The following is a 22,603-nucleotide window of genomic DNA, read 5'->3' on the forward strand; positions in this document are numbered from 1 at the left end:
ACAATAATAGGGTCACATGTGATTTTGGAGAAGTACATGAGCAAGTGGTTAGTAGTTTTATCTTTAGTTTTTGGTGTGAGCACGTCCGCTTATGCAAACCTGATATTAAACGGTAGCTTTGAGAACAACGATATTGAGAGTAATAGCTGGAAAGCCTTCACTGCTGGAACAGTTGATGGGTGGAGCGGCACAAATATGGAGCTATGGGATAATTTTGAAGGGTTGAATGCATTTGATGGTAGCCAATATGCTGAGCTTAATGCCAATGGTAATAATGGCCGATACTTTATTTTTCAAAGCTTCTCTACTGAAGCAGATGCTAACTATGATGTGTCATTTGCTTATGCAGCACGAGGCAAAGGTGAAAGTTTTCAGCTAGACATATTCAGCGATACGGGTAACATTTTGTTCAGTCAAGTGTTTGACGATCACGCCATTAAAACTTGGTCTGAATTCTACGGTGATTTTGTTGCGCAAACTGCGCTGACAACCATCCGTTTTTCTACCATCAATACAGGAACCTATGGCAATTTTGTTGATGATATCGTGGTAACTGAAGCGCCTAGTTTAGCGAGTGTATCCAGTGTTTCAGTTAGTGAGCCAGCGAGCTTGGCTATTTTGCTACCTCTTTCATCTTTTGCGTTTATAAGACGCAAGAGAGTCAAATAGATTTACACATATGGTAATTACGAAAAGGCCCGCGTTTATGCGGGCCTTTGTTTTCTATGCAAAAATATCTGCGATTTGGTTCTAATGCTTATTTATCCATATGCACAACAGAACGGATACTTTCACCTTTATGCATTAAATCAAACGCTTCGTTTATTTCATCAAGACCCATGGTGTGAGTGATAAACTCTTGAAGACCAAAGTCACCATTTAGGTATTGCTCTACAATACCTGGCAGTTCTGAACGACCTTTAACACCGCCAAATGCAGAGCCGCGCCATACACGACCTGTCACTAACTGGAATGGGCGCGTTGAAATTTCTTGTCCTGCGCCAGCTACACCAATGATCACAGATTCGCCCCAGCCTTTATGGCAGCATTCTAGCGCAGAGCGCATAACGTTTACATTGCCGATACATTCAAACGAGTAGTCAACGCCGCCATCGGTCATTTCAACAATTACTTCCTGAATAGGCTTGTCGAAATTTTTAGGGTTAACTAAATCAGTTGCGCCAAGCTGCTTCGCTAGATCAAACTTGCTTTCATTAATATCGATACATATGATGCGACCTGCGCCTGCCATACGTGCACCAATGATGGCTGACAGACCGATGCCGCCTAGACCAAAAATAGCAACCGTATCGCCTTCTTGTACTTTAGCTGTTTTAAGTACAGCACCCATACCCGTAGTTACACCACAACCAAGTAGGCAGACTTCGTCTAGCGGCGCACTTTTGTTTACTTTCGCCAGCGATATTTCAGGAAGTACTGTGTACTCAGAAAACGTCGAGCAGCCCATGTAATGATAAATTGGCTCGCCATTTTTAGAGAAGCGGCTTGTGCCATCTGGCATTAAGCCTTTACCTTGTGTTTCGCGCACCGCTTGGCAAAGGTTAGTTTTTCCTGATTTACAGAACTTACATTCGCCACATTCTGCGGTGTAAAGAGGAATAACGTGATCGCCAACTTCTACACTAGTCACACCTTCGCCCACCATTTCAACAATACCGCCACCTTCGTGACCTAATATTGAAGGGAATACGCCTTCAGGATCATCACCGGACAGCGTAAATGCGTCAGTGTGACATACGCCAGTTGCAACGATGCGTACGAGTACCTCGCCTTTCTTAGGAAGCTCTACGTCAACTTCTTCCATCTTTAACGGCTCACCCGGGCCCCAAGCCACCGCAGCTTTTGACTTGATATGAGTTTGACCTTCTTGCAATGAATCTTTAAACGATGTCATGTGATGACTCCTTAATCATAAATATACGATGATGTTTTATAGGCCAAAGTATAGGAGACGGATTACTAATGATAAATATAGTTTTAGTAAATCACTATTTCATATTTGTAATAATAAATTTTGCCAAATAGAATGTACTTAAAATAAACCAGCGCTGTGTTGAACAACGCTAAACCAACGAGTGGCGATAATGAAATATCTAGAAGGTATAGCCGAGTTTTGTGCCGTAGCTGACGTTGGTAATTTTACCGGGGCTGCAAATAAGCTAGATACGTCAGTGGCGCAGATAAGCCGTAAAGTCGCATCAATTGAAAAGCAGTTAGGCGTTAAATTATTACAGCGTACAACGCGCAGCGCATCGCTCACTGAAGCGGGCACGCAGTATTTTCAGCAGGCAATGCCTGCGTTAAAGGCGCTCGAAGATGCCCATCTAGCGGTGAGCGCACTGCAGGCATCGCCGCAAGGGCTAATTAAACTTACTGCTCCCGTAGCGTTTGGCGAAGCCTTTATCGCGCCTTTGCTCAATACCTTCATGCAAAAGTATTCGGGCATTAGTGTGCAATGCACGTTCTCAAACGAAAAGCTCGATATTGTCGAACAGGGCCTCGACCTAGCCATCCGCATTGGCAAACTGGAAGACTCGACGCTGGTTGCCAAAAAGCTGTCTACACGTCATTTGTTCGTATGCGGCAGTAAGGGTTATTTCAAAGAACAAGGACAGCCTAAAAGTATTGATGAGTTAAAAGAGCACTCGCTGCTGGTAGGGTCACAACCCTATTGGCGCTTGCTTATCAACAATAAAATTCAATCTATTCCTGTGCAGGGAAGAGTACGGTATAACAGCGGGAATGCTCTATGCAGCGCTGCGATTGCTGGTTTAGGTATTGCACAACTACCCGGGTTTTACGTGCGTAAAGCACTAGCCTCAGGTCAACTAATAGAGCTGTTTCCCGAGTACAAAGACAAGCAAGAGGCTATTTGGGCTGTATTTCCTTCAAACAGAAATGTTGCACCTAAAATTAGGTTACTGGTAGATTTTTTAGCTCAACATCTCATCTCAGACAGCTGATGTGCTTGTTTAAAAATAGTGATCGAAATACAGCGCTTGTATCTAAATATTCTTTAATAAACGTGATATGCAGGTGATGAAGTGCGCAAAGATGAGGGAAAAATTCACGTACGCGGCGCCCGTGTACACAACTTAAAAAATATCAGTATCGATATACCGCGAAATGAAGTGGTGGTGTTTACCGGTGTATCAGGCTCAGGAAAATCTTCTTTGGCTTTCGGCACGCTTTACGCAGAAGCTCAGCACCGCTATTTAGATTCGATATCACCTTATGCAAGGCGATTAATTGAGCAGGTGGAGAAACCTGACGTAGACGCGATTGATGGCTTACCGCCTGCTGTGGGCCTACACCAGCGCCGCGGCGCACCTTCAGTTCGTTCTTCCGTTGGCAGTATCACCACGCTATCTAATAGTCTGCGAATGCTTTATTCCCGGGCCGGGGATTATCCCAAAGGGCAGAGCATTGTCTACGCAGACGGGTTTTCTCCTAATACACCTGAAGGTGCATGTGAAAACTGTGACGGTATTGGAAAAGTTTTTGACACACAAGCTCATCGCCTTGTACCCGACGACAGCCTCACCATACGTGAGGGCGCTGTGGCAGCTTGGCCTGGTGCGTGGCAGGGCAAAAACCTAGTAAGGGTACTATTATCGCTAGATATCGATGTTGATATTCCATGGCGTGAACTGCCTCAAAAAACGCGTGACTGGATCTTATTTACCGACGAAATGCCTCAGTTACCTGTATACCGAAACTATAACCTAGCGCAAACTCGTAAAGCACAACAAGAGGGCGAGCCTGCCAGCTACAATGGCAAGTTTATCAGCGCGCGACGTCATGTGCTCGACACCTTTAAAACATCTCAAAAAGAGAAAATGAAGCAGCGAATTGCTCCCTTTATATCTGTTGAAGCATGTCCGGTTTGCCGTGGAAAAAAGCTTAAGCAAAATGCGCTGGCAGTGAAAGTTGATGGCTTAGATATTATTGAGTTTTCAAGGCTGCCACTACAGCAAGTTCACGAAAAGCTTCAGGCGTTAAGAAAGTCAGTCAACGGCGATACTTCGGAGCGTGGCCAGGTGATACGCAATATTACGGGCGACATTATTGAAAGAGTGAAGCCCATAATAGCGCTTGGGCTTCATTACCTTTCGTTAGATAGAAGTACAACAAGTATCTCAGTCGGCGAACTACAGCGACTACGCTTGGCGACCCAGCTTAAATCGAACTTATTTGGCGTTGTCTTTGTTATGGATGAACCTTCATCCGGTCTTCACCCTCGCGACGTAGAAGGTCTTATTCGCGCGCTTCACAATATTACCGAAACGGGAAATTCCCTGCTCGTTGTCGAGCACAACCCTTACGTTATTAAAGGCGCTAACTGGGTTGTAGATGTAGGACCGAGAGCGGGAGTGAACGGAGGTGAGCTTGTCTATAGTGGGCCGGTTAAAGAACTGGCAAACACAAAAAACTCTTTAACGGCAGACTATGTCTTTAACAATAAAGCTCTAAGCCAGCGTATCAAGTATAAATCGTCAGGGGTATTGCGTTTAAAAGACGTGTCTAGAAATGATGTCAGCCATGTTGATATTGATATTCCACTAGGTGTGATGACATGTGTCACTGGCGTTTCCGGCTCTGGAAAGTCGAGTTTAATTAGCCAAGCATTAGTTGAGTTAGTCAAAGATGGATTAAACTCTGCTGAGAAAGAAGGGATGCGAGCGAAGGAAGCGAGAGAAACGAAAGAACTGCTTACTGACGCCAATTCGCTTCTTGCTCAAGACACTTTTTCACATAAAAGTGAACCGCAGCAAGGCCGCATTGAAAGCGGACTCGAAGAGTTAAGTCGTATAGTTGTGGTAGATCAGTCCCCCATCGGCAGGACACCCCGTTCAACTTTGGCAACCTATACCGGCATATTTGACCAAATCAGAAGTTTATTTGCTTCAACCGAAGAAGCAAAATCCCGTGGTTACGATGCGGGCCATTTTTCGTTTAACGTTGTAAAAGGGCGGTGCCCACATTGTGAAGGCTTGGGTGTGGTATCGGTAGAACTACTGTTTATGCCGAGTGTTTATTCCCCCTGTACCGTTTGTAACGGTCAGCGTTTTAACGATAACGTACTGGAAGTTGGTTACAACGAACATTCTATCGCTGATGTATTATCGCTTACGGTTGAAGAAGCACTATCTGTATTTAGTGGTAATCAAGTTATTACGCGGGGACTTAAAACGCTAATGAACGTAGGGCTTGGCTATTTAACCCTTGGACAAAGTGCCACTGAATTATCAGGCGGCGAGGCGCAGCGCATTAAATTAGCGTCAGAACTTAAACGTGCTCAAAATGCTAATACCCTATACGTGCTTGATGAACCTACAACAGGTTTACATCTTTCAGACACTGCATTACTTATGCAGCATTTAAGCACGTTAGTTGAAGCAGGGAATACGGTGGTGATGGTTGAGCACAATATGCAAGTGGCTGGGGCTTGCGACCACATTATTGATATGGGGCCAGGCGCTGGTGATGAGGGAGGAAAAATAGTTGCTGAAGGCAGACCAGAAGAGGTTGCCAAAGTTCAGCAAAGTGCAACAGCCCCATTTTTGAAGGCGAGTTTGGCTTAAAGAAAGGTTTTGATTGTGTAAGCCAGCAAAGAAACTGCTTGAACTCGTATTTGTACCTTAAAAAGAAATAATAATTAAAGAGTGTTGCATTTTTTGCAACACAGTGTAGTGAAAACTGCGGTTGACATATAGACGTCTATACGGCAAATTGCTTGTATGAAAAAGATTCTACTTACTCGCACCACCATTATGTTAATTACCACCTTAAAAAGGGCGGTCGCTGACTAGTGCAAGTAAGCAAAAGACAACGAAAGCCCGCCTAACACAGAGCGGGCTTTTTTTTACACACGTTTTAGCATGCGTAACCTTAAGGAGCAGCATATGAAAGTCTTAAAGTTTGGGGGTTCTTCTTTAGCCGATGCACCGCGATACATGCGCGTTATGGAGATTAGCACGGCAACCCACCAAACCGACGGTGCTGCGGTTGTACTCTCTGCCCCAAAGGGGGTAACGAACGCGCTTTCACTGCTATGTGAACAAGCAGCCGCGAATGAAGATTTCCAGCCGTTATTCAATAAGTTGAACGACACGGTTACCGGCATCGCCAACAACCTAAACGAAGAACTCGACGGGTTTGCACATGCAAGCGTGGTAGAATTCATTAATAGTCACCTTTCAGTATTAAAACAGCACCTTGAAGGTATTAAGCTGCTTGGTGTTGCACCTGATAATGTCGCTGCCGGTATTCTAAGTATTGGTGAGTACATCTCGGTGACGCTTTTTAGCGCTATGCTATCTGCTAAAGGTATCGCTAATCGCGTTATCGACCCGGTTAAGTATGTGCTGGCCGAAGGCGATTACCTAGACAGCATTGCCGATGTGTCGCTTAGTAAAGCGCGCTTTTCAGATGTGCCTACGGATGGCAGTGAATTTCTTGTCATGCCGGGGTTTGTTGCTGCTAACGAAGCGGGCGAGAAAGTCACGCTTGGGCGTAACGGCTCTGACTATTCAGCGGCCATTTTAGCGGCGTGTATAGATGCAAATTGCTGTGAAATTTGGACAGACGTAGACGGTGTTTATAACGCTGACCCGAATCAAGTTGAAGGGGCAGTGCTGTTAGACAAGCTTACCTATCAAGAAGCGATGGAGCTGTCTTATTTCGGTGCCAAGGTACTTCATCCGAAAACTATCGGTCCTATTGCCCAACACCACATCCCTTGTTTGATCAGAAACACACTAAACCCAGCTGCGCCAGGTACGCTAATCAGCAATGAAAAAAGCGAAGTGTGGACGTCAGTTAAAGGTATTTCACAGCTTGATAATGTCACCATGTTTAACGTTGCAGGCCCTGGCCTTAAAGGCATGGTGGGTATGGCAAGCCGTGTGTTTGAGGTGATGTCGAATGCCAATATTTCAATAAGCCTTATTACCCAGTCTTCTTCAGAATACTCAATCAGTTTCTGTATCCAAAGCAAAGACGCCAGCCGAGCGTTAACGCTTCTAGAAGATGCGTTCGCGCTAGAGCTTCAAAATCAATTGCTAGACCCCATTGAAGTGCGTCATGACCTAGCCATTGTCACTTTGGTGGGTGACGGTATGCGTCAAACCAAAGGCTTGGCAGCGCGTTTCTTTAACTCGCTTGCCCAAGCGCGGGTGAACAACGTTGCTATTGCTCAGGGCTCTTCAGAACGCTCTATTTCAACGGTAATTGAAAGCAAGCGTGCTAAGAAAGCGGTAAAGGTTATTCACCAGAATTTTTTCTCTGACCGCCATACCATTGACGTATTCCTAGTAGGGTGTGGCAATGTGGGAACCGAACTGCTAGGTCAAATTGAAAAACAACAGCCTGCGTTGTTAAAACGCAATGTTCAACTGCGTGTTTACGGCATTGCGAACAGCCGGAAACTGCTGTTAAACAGCCAAGGTATTGATTTAAGCGGTGACTGGAAAGCGGCACTTGAATCGGCAAGCGAAGGATTAAGCGTTGAACGCCTGCATCAGTTTGCCAACGACAATAGTCTGGTGAACCCGGTGATTGTTGACTGTACTAGTCACGAAGCGATTGCACAGCAATATGTAGACATGATGGAAAGCGGTTTTCACGTGGTAACGCCAAATAAAAAGGCGAACACGAGCGCAATGTCTTACTACCGTAAGCTTCGCAAGACCGCGCTATCGACAAATCGTCAGTACCTTTACGAAACCACTGTCGGCGCAGGGCTACCGGTTATTGATAACTTGCAAAAGCTATTCAGCGCCGGCGACACCTTACACCGCTTTGAAGGAATTCTATCGGGCAGTTTGTCTTATGTATTTGGCAAACTTGAAGAGGGCATGAGCCTGTCGCAAGCGACACAAACAGCCAAAGACAACGGTTTCACAGAGCCTGATCCGCGCGATGACTTAAGCGGCATGGACGTAGCGCGCAAGCTGCTTATCATGGCTCGTGAAGCTGATTTAGCGTTAGAACTATCTGACATTGAAATTGAGTCTGTACTGCCAAAAGGTTTTGCCGAAGATTGTTCAATTGACGAGTTTATGCAGCAGCTGCCAGAGTTAGATGCGTCGTTTGGTGAAAAGGTTGAAGCGGCTAAAGCAGAAGGTAAAGTACTTCGTTATATCGGCAGCATTGAAGACGGAAAATGCAGAGTAAGTATTCAGGCTGTACCGGCAAGTAACCCGCTTTCGCAGGTAAAAGACGGTGAAAACGCGCTGGCGATTAACAGTGACTACTATAGCCCAATCCCTTATGTAATTAGAGGATATGGAGCAGGTGGTACGGTCACAGCAGCTGGGGTGTTTGCTGACATTCTGCGTACTATGCCGTGGAAGCAAATGGCGCACTAAGGGCTAAATAACGCTTAGTTTGCTTAGCGTAGATAGGCGGCTAAAGCAAAATATTCGAAGGTGTGACTTAGGCCAGTAATGTTGTGGCATCGATTAAAAGCGCTAATTTATTGAGCTAATTTGAAGCGCTAATATAAAGAGCACGCCACAAGCGAAGTAAGAGTAATAATATGAAAGCATTCACGGCCTTCGCGCCGGCATCAATTGGAAATGTGAGCTTAGGCTTTGACGTACTGGGCGCAGCGCTTGCGCCCGTTGATGGCACTAAGCTAGGTGATGAAGTTGAAATAAAGGCGGCTGAGTCATTTTCATTAGAAACGGTGGGGCGCTTCGCTCACAAACTCCCGGGCGATGCAGACAGTAATATTGTAACCAAGTGCTATCACTATTTCTGTGAGCAAATGGAAAAGGCTGGAAAAACAACCTCTCCTGTTGCGCTTACGCTTCATAAAAACCTTCCAATAGGCAGCGGGTTGGGTTCAAGCGCAAGCTCTATTGTGGCAGCGTTTGCAGCGCTAAATGCTTACTTCGACACCCCGTTCGATGAGGATACTCTGCTTATAATGATGGGCGAATTAGAAGGCCAAATAAGCGGTAGTATTCACTATGATAATGTTGCTCCCTGTTACTTAGGTGGTATGACGTTAATGACAGGTAGCGATGCGCCGGTCACGCTGTCGTTGCCTTTAAACGACGAATGGTACTATGCCGTCTGTTATTCAGGCATTAGCGTATCAACGGCGGCGGCTCGCGATATCTTACCTAAACAGGTGGAAATGGCGACGGCACTAACCTTTGGTCGACAGCTAGGTGTGTTTGTACACGCCTTACATGTAGGTAACTTTGATTTGGCAGCATCGGTAATGAACGATGTCATAGCCGAACCTTACAGAAAATCGCTACTGCCTGGCTTTGATGACGCTCGTGCGTTTAGTGAGCAAGCGGGCGCGCTCGCTTTTGGTATTTCTGGCTCGGGACCTACGGTTTTTGCCGTGTGTCCAAGTAAAGCGCAGGCGGAAAAAGTCGCCGCTTATTTAACAGAGAACTACATTCAAAATGAAGATGGCTTTAGCCATGTGTGCCAAATACCAAGCCAAGGCACCATTGTTTCTTAAGGTACATAGCTTTTTAAGGTATATAGTTTCTTAAAGTACATGGTTTCTTAAAGGCAGATGATTTCCTAAAAGCACAATAATTTTTAAAAGATTAAAAGGGCAGAGTACTTGCCCACATAAAAAGGTAACAGCAAGTGGAATTGGTAAATTTAAAAGATTCATCGGACACAGCAAATTTTGCTGAAGCCGTTAAGCGGGGCTTAGGTAAAAACCAAGGGCTTTATTTTCCAGAGCATATTCCTACTCTAGACAATATTGACGAATTGTTGGAAAAGCCATTTGTAGAGCGCAGTATTGAAGTACTTCGCGCCCTTATCGGCGATGAGCTGAATAATGGCGAGCTAGAAGAAATTGTTCAGACCGCATTTGCTTTTGGTGCACCAGTTGAGCAAGTCAACGATAACGTATACTGCTTAGAGCTTTTCCATGGCCCAACGCTAGCGTTCAAAGATTTTGGCGGCCGCTTTATGGCGCAAACCCTATCGCGTATTAGTGAAGGGAAGCCAGTTACCATTCTAACAGCGACTTCAGGTGATACCGGCGCAGCGGTCGCACATGCATTTCACGGCATCGACAATATCAACGTGGTTATTTTGTTTCCAAAGGGCAAAATTAGCGCGCTGCAGGAAAAGCTATTCACTACACTAGGCGGTAACATTCATACCGTTGCTGTTGAGTCAGACTTTGACGCATGCCAAACACTCGTAAAAACCGCGTTTGACGACCCTGACGTACGTGAAGGCCTTCACCTGAACTCAGCAAACTCAATCAACATCAGCCGTTTACTAGCGCAGGTTTGCTATTACTTTGAAGCAGTAAGTCAGTTGCCAAAAGAGAAACGAGACCAACTCGTTATTTCAGTACCTAGTGGTAACTTTGGTAACCTTACGGCTGGCATGATTGCTAAATCGTTAGGTTTACCTATAAAGCGTTTTATCGCAGCAACTAACTTAAACGACACGGTACCTCGATACCTTAAAACCGGCGAGTGGGAACCTAAGGCGACGGTTGCGACCATGTCTAACGCAATGGATGTGAGTCAGCCTAATAACTGGCCGCGAATAGAGGCGCTTATTGAGCGTGGCTATATCGACAAAGCGTGTCTTAAAGGTGAGATGGTTGACGAAGAATATACGCAGCTTGCTATGCGTCAATTAGCGCAACAAGGCTATACCAGCGAGCCACATGCCGCGATTGCCTATCGCGCAGTAAGTCACGACTTAGAAGACGGCGAAATTGGTTTGTTCTTAGGAACAGCGCACCCAGCTAAGTTCAGAGAAACCGTTGAAAACGTGCTAGGTAATCCAATCAGCTTGCCGAAAGCGTTGGCCGATGTAGCAGGCGAAGACAGCTTAGCGGTAGACTTGCCAGCGTCTTACGATGCACTTAAGCAGCATATGATGGATTTGCTTAAGTAATGACACCCTCGGCTACAACATGGCAAAGCGCGCTTGGTGATGAAAAGCAAAAAGACTATTTTGTTACGTTGCTTGAGCGCGTGAAGCACGCTCGTGAAGCGGGAAGCGTTATCTACCCGCCTCAGTCTGACGTATTCAATGCGCTTAAATACACGCCGCTAGACGAAGTAAAAGTCGTGATCTTAGGTCAAGATCCGTACCACGGTCCTAATCAAGCCCATGGACTTTGTTTTTCAGTAAAAGCTGGCGTTAAAACACCGCCATCGCTTAAAAATATGTACAAAGAGCTGTTGTCTGACATTGATGGTTTCACCGAGCCTAATCACGGCACGCTGACGTCGTGGGCGGAGCAGGGCGTATTGCTACTTAATACTGTATTGACCGTTGAGCAGGGCAAAGCACATAGCCACGCGAAATGGGGATGGGAAACCTTCACCGATAAGGTTATCGATGTGGTCAATGAGCACTGCCAAAACGTTGTGTTTCTTCTGTGGGGAAGCCATGCGCAAAAGAAAGGTAAGCACATTAACCGTGAAAAACACCACGTTTTACATGCGCCTCATCCGTCGCCACTCTCAGCACACAGAGGCTTTTTAGGTTGCAAACACTTCAGCCAAACAAACGAATACCTTATTGCTAAGGGCAAAGAACCCATTAATTGGCAGGTATAGTACTGGCATAAATAGCAGCTAGCCACACAGCAAGTGTGGTTGCCTTATTCAGGGACTATCAATGACTTACTAGATAAATGCCTAAATAGCTATGAGACATGTTATGCGGTCTGGCCGCAATTAGGCACAGAGCATATTCCTTAGCTAATACGCTATTACATAGAGCCAGCGAAGAGACACTATGCTTGCAAGTGAAGCATTTACAGCACGCTAGAAAGTAAAAAGGCCGCCTGTGTAACAGGCGGCCTTCGTTTTATCTTTCCAGTGTCTCTAGCTCGTACTCGAAACCACAGTCGAGTTCAGCTAGTTCTTTTTCTAATTTGTAGCGATCTTGTAGCGCTTCGATTTCTCTCCACTTACGTTTTTTACTTTTGGTTTTTGCAGGGCTTGCTTCGATGTCTAACATGGCAAATAGATCTGATTTATCCACTGGGATCTCCTTTTTATACCACTACAACTAATACAGAGTTTTTGTTTTAATTCCCTCTGTACAATTTTGTATCACAGCCGCCACTAAAATAAAATAGTTTAATTTACCTTTTATTAACAAATTGTGACGATATGATGACAACGGTAAGGAAATGTCCAGTGTGTTTAAAGCGTGAACAATAACTGTATGTAATTGATCCTATTTGTTTTGTTAGTAATCAATTGTACAGTGTTACGGATATCAAAAATGTCTGTCGTATAGTCGATGAAAACCGCAACAAAAAACGGCTAGCTTCCGAAAAAGCTAGCCGTTCAGTTTGTTATTTGCACCAATTGGGTGATTTTAAATCACCTCGCATTCCTTATTTTGGTGCATTCGCTGCTCTGAATTTGGCAATCAATTGTTGTGTTGAAGCGTCGAAATTATCTTTGTCTGCCTCGCCTTGAATGCCTGCAAGTACTTGGTTTCCTAGTACTTTACCTAACTCTACGCCCCATTGGTCGAATGAGTTAAGGTTCCAGATAACACCCTGAACGAATACCTTATGTTCATACATTGCAACCAGCGCGCCAAGTGTTTTAGGCGTAAGGCTATCAAACAACAAAGTATTGCTAGGCTTGTTGCCAGGCATGGTTTTATGAGCGGCCAAGCGTTTGCGTTCAGCGTCGTCTAGGCCTTTACCGTCAAGGTCTGCATAACACTCTTCAAAGGTTTTACCCTGCATTAGTGCCTGTGTTTGACCAAAACAGTTAGACGCAAGCATAGCGTGATGCGTGTCGTCCTGGTTAGGAACGTTAAGTGGCAACATGAAGTCTGCTGGAATAACGCCAGAACCTTGGTGAATAAGCTGATGGAAGCTATGCTGGCCGTTTGTACCTTCACTGCCCCAAATAATTGGGCCAGTAGGGTAATCTACGTGCTCACCTTCTTGCGTCACTTCTTTACCATTACTTTCCATATCTAACTGCTGTACGTAAGCTGGTAAGCCGCGAAGATAGTGATAGTAAGGTAATAAAACGTGTGATTGCGCGTCGAAGAAGTTTCTGTACCACACACCTAACAGTGCAAGTAGAACAGGCATGTTTTCTTCTAGCGGTGCGGTTGTGAAATGGGTGTCCATGTCAAACGCACCTTCAAGTAAGCCTTTGAAGTTTTCAAACCCAAGGGCTAGCGAGATAGGCAGGCCAATAGCAGACCACAGTGAGTAACGACCGCCTACCCAATCCCACATAGGGAAAATATTGTCGGCGCTAATACCAAACTCGGTGGCTGCTTTAACGTTTGAAGACACGGCTACAAAGTGTTTAGCAATATCTTCTTGTGTACCGCCAGACTTTAAGAACCAGTCTTTAGCCGTAAGTGTATTTTGAAGCGTCTCTTGGGTAGAGAACGACTTTGATGACATGACCACCAAAGTTTCTTCAAAATCTACGCTAGATAGCACATCGTGAATGTGGCAACCATCAACGTTGGCAACAAAGTGAACTTTCACTGCATCAACGGTATGCGGCTTAAGTGCCTCGGTCATAATCTTAGGACCAAGGAACGAACCACCAATACCAATTGCCACAATGTGCTTGATAGGCTTGCCGGTATAACCTTTGTGTTCACCGCTGTGAACCGATGCGGTAAACGCTTCAATTTTTGCAAGCGTAGCATGCACTTCAGGCATTACGTCTTCGCCATCTACCAGTACTTTACGGTCTGAGAAATTACGAAGTGCGGTGTGAAGCACAGCGCGACCTTCTGTTGAGTTAATCTGCTCACCAGAAAACATCGCGTTGCGAAGGGTTTCCAGTTTGCAGGCTCGGGCAAGGTCGAAAAGTCCTTTAAGCGCGTCATCATTTACACGGTTTTTCGAGTAATCAAGAAAAATGCCGCAGGCTTCAAGCTGCATTTTATCCGCGCGATTTGCATCTTGTGCAAACCAGTCGCGCATATGCGCATCTTTTACCGCTGAAGCAAGTTCAGACAGTTTTTTCCATTCGGGAAGAGAAGTTAAAGCACTCATGGTTTCTATGGCCCTTACGCGCTTAGCTTTTCGCGAAGCATGGTTTCAAGTTTTTCCTGATCTGCGGCGAAGTTGCGGATGCCTTCAGATAGCTTTTCGGTTGCCATTGCATCTTCGTTCATTGCCCAGCGGAATTCGCTTTCTGTTAAGCGGTCACCTGGTGTTTTTGTAGCGCCATTGTCTTTAAGTTTAACCTCTAGATCGCCAGGCTCGTTTGCCAGTTCTTCTAGCAGTGCTGGGCTAATGGTTAGACGATCACAACCTGCCAACGCTTGAATTTCACCAATGTTACGGAAGCTTGCGCCCATCACTACGGTATTGTAGCCGTGGTCTTTGTAGTAGTTATAAATTTTAGTTACAGATACTACGCCTGGATCTTCATCTGGTGCGTAAGACTCAGTACCGGTCGCTTTTTTGTACCAGTCTAAAATGCGCCCTACGAATGGAGAGATAAGATAAACACCGGCCTCTGCACAAGCTTGTGCTTGGGCGAAGCTAAATAGAAGCGTTAAGTTACACTGAATGCCTTTCTTCTCTAGCTCTTCTGCTGCCTGAATACCTTCCCAAGTAGAGGCAATTTTAATAAGAATGCGTGACTTATCGATACCCGCGTCTTCATATAGCTGAACCAAACGTTCCGCTTTTTCGATAGTGGCGGCAGTGTCGAACGATAGGCGTGCGTCTACTTCAGTTGAGATTCGGCCTGGAATAGTTGCAGAGATTTCTTTTCCAATGGCTACCGCTAGTTTGTCTGCTGCATCGGTAAGCTGCTGGTCAGCGTCGTTTGACTGAAGTTTTGCCCATGCTACAGCATCATCAATTAGGCTTGCATATTGAGGAAGACCAGCCGCTTTTAAAAGTAGCGACGGGTTAGTTGTGGCATCGACTGGTTGATACTTTTTAATGGCATCGATGTCGCCCGTGTCGGCAACAACGGTAGTGATATCACGTAATGAAGCTAACTGATTGCTCATAATTCTCTCTGTTCTTTATCAAAATAAATTTGGACAACTCGCTGGAAAAGCCAGTTGAATAAAACGGTTCGCTTGCGCGTGTGTAGGGCTTTGCGCTTGCGTTCTTTTTTACCAGTTCTTAGTTCTTTAATAAGTACTGGTACATGCAGCGCTTTGGTAATTGAGGTGCGTTCACGGAGGGTGCATCTCAATTATTGTTTGAATAATTATTTGTAACGCTATTTATATCAAACCCGTGTGACAATTCATACATTGAATAGCGACAAAATGGCTAATCGGATTTCTCTGTTAAGCCAATTTACGTCTTTCTTATGCCATTTTGCTTTTTGAAGCGTATCAGGTGGTACAATACCAGTACAAAACCTAAGGAGTCGAAATGTTAGTTGTAGTATCCCCAGCAAAAAATTTAGATTTTGAAAGCGAAATTCCTGTGAGCCAGTTCACTCAGCCTGCCATGCTTGAAGACACTGAACGTTTGATGGAGGTTTGCCGCACCTTATCGCCTGCTGACTTATCATCGCTGATGAAGATAAGCGACAAGTTAGCAACGTTGAACGCCAACCGTTTTGCTGAGTTTTCTACGCCGTTTTCGCCCGATAATGCACGCCAAGCAATGTATGCGTTTAATGGTGATGTGTACACTGGGTTAGATGCTTACTCGCTTGATAGCGAAACGGTAGAATATGCGCAAAAACATCTTCGAATTTTGTCTGGCCTATACGGATTGCTTCGTCCTCTAGACTTAATGCAGGCCTATCGTTTAGAAATGGGCACTAAATTAGCAAACCCTGAAGGTAAAGACCTGTATGCGTTTTGGGATGATCGCATTACTTATATGCTAAATAAGGCATTAGAAGAACAGGGTGACAATGTGTTGATCAACCTTGCTTCAAATGAGTACTTTAAAGCAGTGAAGAAAAAATCTTTAGATGGCATGATCATTACGCCAACATTTAAAGACTGCAAGAATGGTCAGTATAAAATTATCAGTTTCTTCGCGAAGAAAGCCCGTGGTTTAATGGCGCGTTATATTCTTGAAAACCGTGTAGAAGACGTAGAAGGTCTGAAAAACTTCGACGTAGATGGCTATGTGTTTAACGAAGAACAAAGTTCATCAACGGAACTTGTGTTTCTGCGTAACCAAGAAAGTTAAGAGAAAACCCAGAAATAGGGGGTGTAAGCAAGCTTGCCTATTGTCTCTTAAAGCAATGGCGCTCTCTTTTTTTCTTGTGAGCGTGCTGAAGTGGGTAAACCATCATTATGGAATACCCACTTTTAGTTTACTCACTGCATAAAAAAGTTCTTGTATTGTTCTCTTAGCTCTACTTTGCGAATTTTCCCTGTACTTGTCATAGGTAGTGCGTCGCAAATAAATATATGTTTGGGTACTTCAAACTTGCCAAGCTTCTCCTTACAAAATGCATTGATGGCTGGCAACATCTCTTGTGTTAAGTCATTACCCACTATGCATGCGCAAACCGCTTCACCCCAGTGAGGATGAGGCACTCCTATAGCAGCTGCAGCTTCTATTTCTTTCATTAAGCAAAGCGTTTGCTCTACTTTTTGAGATGACACATTTTCTCCTCCAGACTTAATGGTATCTTTTACCCTATCGATAAACATTAGTTGGCCTTTACTATCGATAAATCCTAAGTCACCCGTGTGGTGCCAACCAAATTTATATGCGGCTTTGCTGGCGTCTTTATTTTTATAATATCCATTCATAACTTGCGGGCCTCGCCACACTATTTCACCTGTTTCGCCCTGTTCCACTTCTACACCTTCCTCATTTATTACGGCTTGCTCGTTAAAACACAGGGGAACACCCCAGTAGTTACCCTCTGCAAATTCAGTTTCACATCCGTCTTTGAACAAACTAGAAACAGGGCTAAATTCTGTTTGCCCACTGCCTAAGTGGACTTTGCAGCCAAAAGCATCGCGAATTTGCTGACGATTCTGCTCACTCATTGGCGCCATACCGTAAATGGCTAATTTAAAGTCGCTAAGATTTCGTTCGTGAAAGTTATCTGTTGCCATTAATGCATTCCACATCATAGGTAAAAGCACAGACGTTTCTATTTTCTCACTTTCTAAGCTGTTCGCTATTTGGATGGGATCGAATGTAGCGTGAAGCGTACAGCATCCACTTCTTAAAAACGTAGGGTAGAGTATTGAAAGGGCGGTACAGTGAAATAGCGGAAGAACGAGTAACATTTTGCACTGTGCGCTTAGTTCTAGTTCTATTGCCGCAGTAAGTGCTGCAATGGTTAGTGAAAGGTGAGATGTTTCAACCGCTTTGGGTTTTGAGGTGGTCCCAGACGTGTAAATCATGTGGGCTGTGTCTCTGTCGTTTATTATCCTGTCTTCAATTTCTGTGTCGCTATGCTCTTTGATAAAGGGCTCAAATGCGAACGTTGCCTTGCCCTTATCTTGGCCTAACTGAATGGTGAAATGTATGTCGTCATTATTATTTGTGCTTGCAAACACAAGATCTGAGAGTAGAGGGTCGAAAACGACTACTTTGGAACCGCTGTGTTCAATATTAAAGGTCACGTCGGCAACGCTTTGCATAAAGTTAATAGGCACTGCAATAACGCCCAGTTTGTAGCAGGCGAAGTAAGTAACAACAACATCTATCTGGTTTACCGCTAACATCGCCAGCTTATCGCCTTGTTTAATGCCTTCACGCATCAGCGCATTGGCTAATTTATTAACTTTTTTGTTGAGCTCGCTATAGGTTACGGTACGGCGTTCATTGTGATAAAAGTCGACTAGTGCAGGCAAACTGCCGCTATCTCGTGCGCGTCTGCGCATTAAATCTCCCATGGCTACGCGTTCTACCAAGTTTCTTTCTAACTGTTGTGTTCTCATGCTTGTGTCCTTGTCGTTAACGCAAAACCTTAGGTGTAATGCTTCTGTGGAAGCCATCCCACGTTTCGCTGGCAGGCTGGTGAAGGTTCTGCAAAGGGAAAAGTGCTGGAACCGACCCCATGCTGGCACCACCGTCTACAAATAGTGTTTGCCCAGTGATGAAGTTCGCACCCTTGCTTAGTAGAAAGCACACCGTAGAAGCGATTTCAGCTTCGCTGGCAATTCGTCCTAGCGGAACCGCGTGCTTTAGGTTTTGAATAGCGTGTTTCATATCTTCGGGGTAGGTGTCTAGCCCTGACGATGCTACCCACCCAGGCGCAATAGCATTGACCCTAACGCCAAATGACCCCCATTCCCACGCCGCGGTTTTAGTGAGGTTTTCAACGCCTGCTCGGGCGGCACCAGAATGTCCCATACCCGGCATGCCATTTTTGTTGTCAGCGGTAATGTTGACAATATTGCCGCCATGATTTTTAAAGTGCTTACTGAATAGGGCTTTAGCCATTAGAAAGCCTCCAATTAAATTAGTTTGAATAACGCGTTCAAAACCGTTTTGGGATATGTGCGAGAGTGGGGCGCGAAACTGACCGCCCGCCATGTTTACCAACCCGTGCACGCGTTTATGCTTCTCAAGCAATTCGTTTACGGTGTGTGATACGTCATCTTCAATACGTATATCAAGCGTGTAATAACAGGCTGTGCCTCCATCGCTTTTGATTTCTGCAGTGGTGTTTACAAGCTTATCTTCACTTCGGCCAATCAAAATAACGGTTGCACCTAATGAGGCAAGTTCATGGGCAGTACACCGTCCTATACCACTGCCTCCTCCAGTTATAACAATCGTTTGCTTTAAAAAACTTCCTGCTGCTAACGTTGATTGATATGGCATTCACTCACCTTTGTGTTTGGTAAAAGGGATCAACGACACTGGCACGTTAATAGGCATGGTTAATAACGTTTGCGCTGCTGATTTGCCCTGGCTATCAGTGCGAAGAGATGCGGTGCCGCCGCCTCCTAATGCATCAGTGAGTAAAAAATTGAAGCTGTTAATGCCAGGTAGGGCATACCGAGAAACACTTCCTTTTACTGAATAAGCAAAAAATTGCTTCACCATATCAGCAGTTAGAGCCCGATTTAAAAAGGGAAAGAGCTTTGGATGTCGCGCGATCACCCCAATGTTTAAGTTGTTACCTTTGTCGCCGCTTCGGGCACACACCAACTCAACTAATGGAAGAGAGACTGAGTGCTCATTTTCAAGCTGTACTTCTTGAGTCGGTTCAGGACGAGATGCTTCTTTCTGGGATTGAATGGGAGTAGCGTCAGTTTGGTAAGTAGTGTGCGCCACAATGACGTCATTTTTTTGAATACTAACCGAAACCTTATTTTTGTTGATTAAAAACGAGTGCACCCGAATAAGAGGTTGTGGCTTTGGGCGACCGGCGCCAAATCCCGCCATACCAGGCGCAGCCGATGTAGCCAAATACGCCATTTCACTGGCACAAAAATAAAGGGCTTTACTATCACTGTGATGAAGTGTGAATTTGGCTATTACCTCTCGTGTATGTTCTGCATTAGCATGGGGGCCAAAGGTTGCTTCGCTGCCTAATATTTCAATACAGGTGTCTTTAAAAGGCGGCATACCTTTTTCTTCGAGCGCGCGTTCGGTTCTAGCTACTAGCGCATGAATATTGGTAAGTGCTTTTTGTTTTGCGTTAAAGCCAGCAATAAAAAAAGCGCCGGTAAGTTTATAGCCGTCTATGTAGGTTGCACATACCTTATAGTCGTTACCAGGCGCTTTGCCTTTTGCACCATGCACGCGCACGGCGTTGCTATGCATTTGCTCTAAAGATACGTGGGTAAAGTCGCAACAAACATCGGGCAGAAGATAATTCGCAGGGTCGCCAATTTCGTACAGCAGTTGCTCGGCCACTGTGAAGGTTGTTACCAGCCCACCTGTGTTTGGCGGGATCATAATAGTAAACTCGCCGCTTGGTTCAACCTCGGCAATGGGGTAGCTCATGTCTGAAAAGTCGGGCACTTGCTCCCAATCGGTAAAATTTCCCCCGGTGCACTGAGCACCGCATTCGAGCAAATGTCCTGCAAGCGAACCTTGCGCGAGCGCGGTGTAATCGTCATAGCTCCATGAAAACTCATGCATTAAGGGCCCAAGCACGAGCGCGCTGTCTACCACTCTACCTGTAATCACAATATCGGCACCGGTGGCTAACGCATCGGCAATTGGCTGTGCACCTAAATACGCATTCATCGATGCAAGTGCATTGGGTAATTCATTGCCATTATCAAGGTCATGGGTGTTAGTTTCAGCCAAGGTTTCATTGCGCATATCGTTAAGCAAGTTATCACCGTACACGCCTACAATATTCAAATTTAGGTTGAGCTGTGCACACAGCGCATTAAGTGATTCTATACAGGCCGGCACGTTTACTCCCCCCGCATTTGCAATCACTTTTATGCCTTTTTGTGCACAGTCTTGCAGTACGTCTCTCATGGCCACGGTGATAAAGTCGACGGCATAGCCTAGCTTTTCATTCTTTGCTTTGGCTTGCGATAAAATGGCCATTGTTACTTCGGCTAGGTAATCAAAAACAAGGTAATCTATCTCACCTTTTTCAACTAGCTGCCTTGCAGAAAGCTGGCTGTCACCATAAAACGCAGAAGCACCGCCTATACGAACCTTATTTTTGTTCATGGATGACCTCATCGGCTTGAAGTATGGTGGCTATGGTTTGTTTAGATTTAACCTGATCGCCAGCTGTAATTGGAGAGAGGTGAACCGTACCTTTTATGGCTGCTTTAAGGGGGTGTTCCATTTTCATCGCTTCCATAATGGCCACCGTATCGCCCGCATTTACGGTACCACCTTGCTCTACAAGAAGAGCAACGATGACACCGTCCATCACTGCATTCACTTGCGCTGTGCTCTGTGTTTTTTGGCTATCTACTTTGCTGTGCGTTACGCAGCTAAACATGAAGTGACCTGTGCCATCGTCAATAAATAGCGTGTTACCGTTCGCAGCGTATGAGGCCGTGCTTCGCAACTTATCTGCTTCTACTACCAGGCTTTGTGGCGTTAAGTCTAATAATGTTAGCGTTACTTCTGTTTTAGTACCTGTGTCGCAGATTCGATAGTGATTAGTGAAAGGCGTAACAGTCATTGATGCGGTGACATCGTTGCATGTAATAATGATGGGGTAAGCAAAGCCCATGGTGTGTTGCCAAGTGGGTGTGACCTTATTTAATGCATTATCATGAACCAATGCACTGGCATGTTTGTTTTGTGTTAACGCAAACAGCAGTGCAGCTTTCGCTAATATCGAAAACGATGGCGAAAGGCTTCCTTTCATGTCGTCGTGTTGTGCGTGTTGCTCAATAAATGCCGTTGTTACATCGCTTCCCAAGAACGCTGAGCTTTGCACAAGATTTTGTAAAAAGTGTTTATTGGTATTTATTCCAATTATCTGTGTTTCGCGAAGCGCTCTCGCCATTTTTCTAACCGCGCTCGCTCTGCTTTCAGCTTTAACAATTATCTTGGCAAGCATTGGATCGTAATGACTGCTTACTTCCATGTTCTGATAAACGCCGTGGTCGGTTCTAGCGTTCGTGGCAGGTTTCCATACTTTTACCTTCCCAGTTTGTGGCATGAAATTTTGGCGCGGCTCTTCAGCGTACAGGCGTACTTCTATGGCGTGACCGCTTATTTGAATGTCTTCTTGTGTGAAGGGAAGCGATTCTTTACAGGCTACTCGCAGTTGCCATTCAACTAAATCTAGTCCCGTTACTAACTCTGTAACCGGGTGTTCTACCTGCAAGCGCGTGTTCATTTCTAAAAAGTAAAATTGCTTGTCGCTATCAACTAGAAATTCTACCGTGCCTGCACCACAGTAGTTACAAGCCTTTGCAGCAGCCACAGCGGCCTCTCCCATGCGTTTGCGTAATTGCTCATCCACAAACGGCGACGGGGCTTCTTCAATCACTTTTTGGTGCCGGCGTTGAATTGAGCAATCTCTTTCACCTAAATAAAGCGTGTTGCCGCAGCCGTCTGCAAAAATTTGAATTTCTATATGTCGAGGCGCAATTAACGCACGCTCTAAAATAAGTTCGTCATTTCCAAATGCGTTTAAGGCCTCAGATCGAGCCGTAGAAATATGAGCTGCCAAATCACTGGCTTCATGCACTAAACGCATACCCTTGCCGCCACCACCAGCGCTGGCTTTCACCATTAAAGGAAAGCCAATGTTTTTGGCATTTTCTATGAGTGCCGCCTCACTTTGGTCGCCGCCTTCATAGCCTGGAATACAGGGAACATTAGCCTGCAGCATGGCTATTTTTGATAAGCGCTTGCTACCCATCAAGGCTATGGCGTCTGCGTTTGGGCCAATAAAGGTTAAGCCAGCGTCTTCACATGCACGTGCGAAGTCAGTGTTTTCTGATAAAAAGCCATACCCAGGGTGAATAGCGTCTGCCTGTGTTTCAATTGCAGCGTTTATCACTTTTTCACTGTGAAGATACGACGATGTAGGATCGGCAGGACCAACGAAAACAGCTTCATCAGCTTGCAGTACGTGCAGCGCGTTGCGGTCAGCCTCGCTATAAATAGCAACGGTAAAAAAGCCCAGCTTATGTGCGGTTCGAATAATACGACAGGCAATTTCGCCGCGATTAGCAATGAGTATTTTTTGAATATTTCGCGTCATAATGT

Annotated in this window: 16 protein-coding genes; 8 read left to right on the forward strand and 8 right to left on the reverse strand. The window is 45.2% G+C overall.

Translation table 11 applies throughout. The features are described 5' to 3' along the window. Positions 1-36 precede the first annotated feature (36 nt). Entirely contained in the window at positions 37-669 is a 633-nt protein-coding gene (locus BIZ39_RS08020) for a hypothetical protein (protein ID WP_061095749.1), read from the forward strand. Positions 670-757: 88 nt separating this feature from the next. Here the strand turns inward: BIZ39_RS08020 and BIZ39_RS08025 are convergent, their stop codons facing one another. Further along, positions 758-1,915 (reverse strand): S-(hydroxymethyl)glutathione dehydrogenase/class III alcohol dehydrogenase, encoded by a 1,158-nt coding sequence (locus BIZ39_RS08025; RefSeq protein ID WP_187446764.1) that lies wholly within the window; start codon positions 1,913-1,915, stop codon positions 758-760. A 190-nt stretch (positions 1,916-2,105) separates the two neighbouring features. Here BIZ39_RS08025 and BIZ39_RS08030 point away from each other — a divergent pair, with 190 nt between their 5' ends. From BIZ39_RS08030 to ung, 6 genes are all read left to right on the forward strand, one after another. After that, positions 2,106-2,984 carry a LysR substrate-binding domain-containing protein gene (locus tag BIZ39_RS08030; RefSeq protein WP_187446765.1) on the forward strand — a complete coding sequence of 293 codons (879 nt, stop codon included), beginning with the start codon at positions 2,106-2,108 and terminating at the stop codon, positions 2,982-2,984. 81 nt (positions 2,985-3,065) lie between these two features. Beyond that, complete coding sequence (locus BIZ39_RS08035) at positions 3,066-5,606, forward strand: excinuclease ABC subunit UvrA (protein WP_187446766.1); 2,541 nt, start codon at positions 3,066-3,068, stop codon at positions 5,604-5,606. Between the two features lie 321 nt (positions 5,607-5,927). Further along, positions 5,928-8,393 carry a bifunctional aspartate kinase/homoserine dehydrogenase I gene (gene thrA / locus BIZ39_RS08040; protein WP_039218788.1) on the forward strand — a complete coding sequence of 822 codons (2,466 nt, stop codon included), beginning with the start codon at positions 5,928-5,930 and terminating at the stop codon, positions 8,391-8,393. Positions 8,394-8,563: 170 nt separating this feature from the next. Next, entirely contained in the window at positions 8,564-9,508 is a 945-nt protein-coding gene (gene thrB / locus BIZ39_RS08045; protein WP_014950486.1) for a homoserine kinase, read from the forward strand. Positions 9,509-9,642: 134 nt separating this feature from the next. After that, a complete protein-coding gene (thrC, locus tag BIZ39_RS08050; protein ID WP_187446767.1) occupies positions 9,643-10,926 on the forward strand; it encodes a threonine synthase in 1,284 nt (427 codons plus the stop codon). After that, the gene (gene ung, locus BIZ39_RS08055) at positions 10,926-11,597 is read left to right on the forward strand and encodes a uracil-DNA glycosylase (protein WP_101565633.1); all 672 of its coding nucleotides are present in this window, start codon (positions 10,926-10,928) and stop codon (positions 11,595-11,597) included. The genes thrC and ung overlap by 1 nt, the downstream gene beginning before the upstream one ends. 253 nt (positions 11,598-11,850) lie before the next feature. On the opposite strand, the gene BIZ39_RS08060 is transcribed toward ung, so the two are convergent. From BIZ39_RS08060 to tal, 3 genes are all read right to left on the reverse strand, one after another. Further along, positions 11,851-12,027 (reverse strand): DUF3545 family protein, encoded by a 177-nt coding sequence (locus BIZ39_RS08060; protein ID WP_012519516.1) that lies wholly within the window; start codon positions 12,025-12,027, stop codon positions 11,851-11,853. A gap of 361 nt (positions 12,028-12,388) precedes the next feature. After that, on the reverse strand, positions 12,389-14,038 hold the full coding sequence (pgi, locus tag BIZ39_RS08065) for a glucose-6-phosphate isomerase (protein WP_187446768.1): 1,650 nt from the start codon (positions 14,036-14,038) through the stop codon (positions 12,389-12,391). Between the two features lie 14 nt (positions 14,039-14,052). Continuing rightward, positions 14,053-15,012: a transaldolase gene (tal, locus tag BIZ39_RS08070; RefSeq protein ID WP_039226298.1), complete on the reverse strand. Its 960-nt coding sequence runs from the start codon at positions 15,010-15,012 to the stop codon at positions 14,053-14,055. A gap of 376 nt (positions 15,013-15,388) precedes the next feature. Here tal and yaaA point away from each other — a divergent pair, with 376 nt between their 5' ends. Then, positions 15,389-16,165, forward strand: coding sequence for a peroxide stress protein YaaA (yaaA, locus tag BIZ39_RS08075; protein WP_075176877.1), 777 nt, complete (start codon positions 15,389-15,391; stop codon positions 16,163-16,165). A 131-nt stretch (positions 16,166-16,296) separates the two neighbouring features. On the opposite strand, the gene BIZ39_RS08080 is transcribed toward yaaA, so the two are convergent. Genes BIZ39_RS08080 through BIZ39_RS08095 form a run of 4 tightly spaced genes read right to left on the reverse strand, consistent with a single transcriptional unit; the run spans position 16,297 to position 22,598 of the window. Continuing rightward, entirely contained in the window at positions 16,297-17,883 is a 1,587-nt protein-coding gene (locus tag BIZ39_RS08080) for a class I adenylate-forming enzyme family protein (RefSeq protein WP_156086832.1), read from the reverse strand. A 16-nt stretch (positions 17,884-17,899) separates the two neighbouring features. Further along, entirely contained in the window at positions 17,900-18,772 is an 873-nt protein-coding gene (locus tag BIZ39_RS08085; RefSeq protein ID WP_187446769.1) for an SDR family oxidoreductase, read from the reverse strand. After that, positions 18,773-20,593, reverse strand: a complete 1,821-nt coding sequence (locus BIZ39_RS08090) for an acyclic terpene utilization AtuA family protein (RefSeq protein ID WP_222936507.1) — start codon at positions 20,591-20,593, stop codon at positions 18,773-18,775. After that, positions 20,580-22,598: an acetyl/propionyl/methylcrotonyl-CoA carboxylase subunit alpha gene (locus tag BIZ39_RS08095; protein WP_187446771.1), complete on the reverse strand. Its 2,019-nt coding sequence runs from the start codon at positions 22,596-22,598 to the stop codon at positions 20,580-20,582. The genes BIZ39_RS08090 and BIZ39_RS08095 overlap by 14 nt, the downstream gene beginning before the upstream one ends. Positions 22,599-22,603: the final 5 nt, after the last annotated feature.

The organism is Alteromonas sp. BZK5, assembly GCF_014349115.1.
GTDB lineage: Bacteria > Pseudomonadota > Gammaproteobacteria > Enterobacterales > Alteromonadaceae > Alteromonas > Alteromonas macleodii.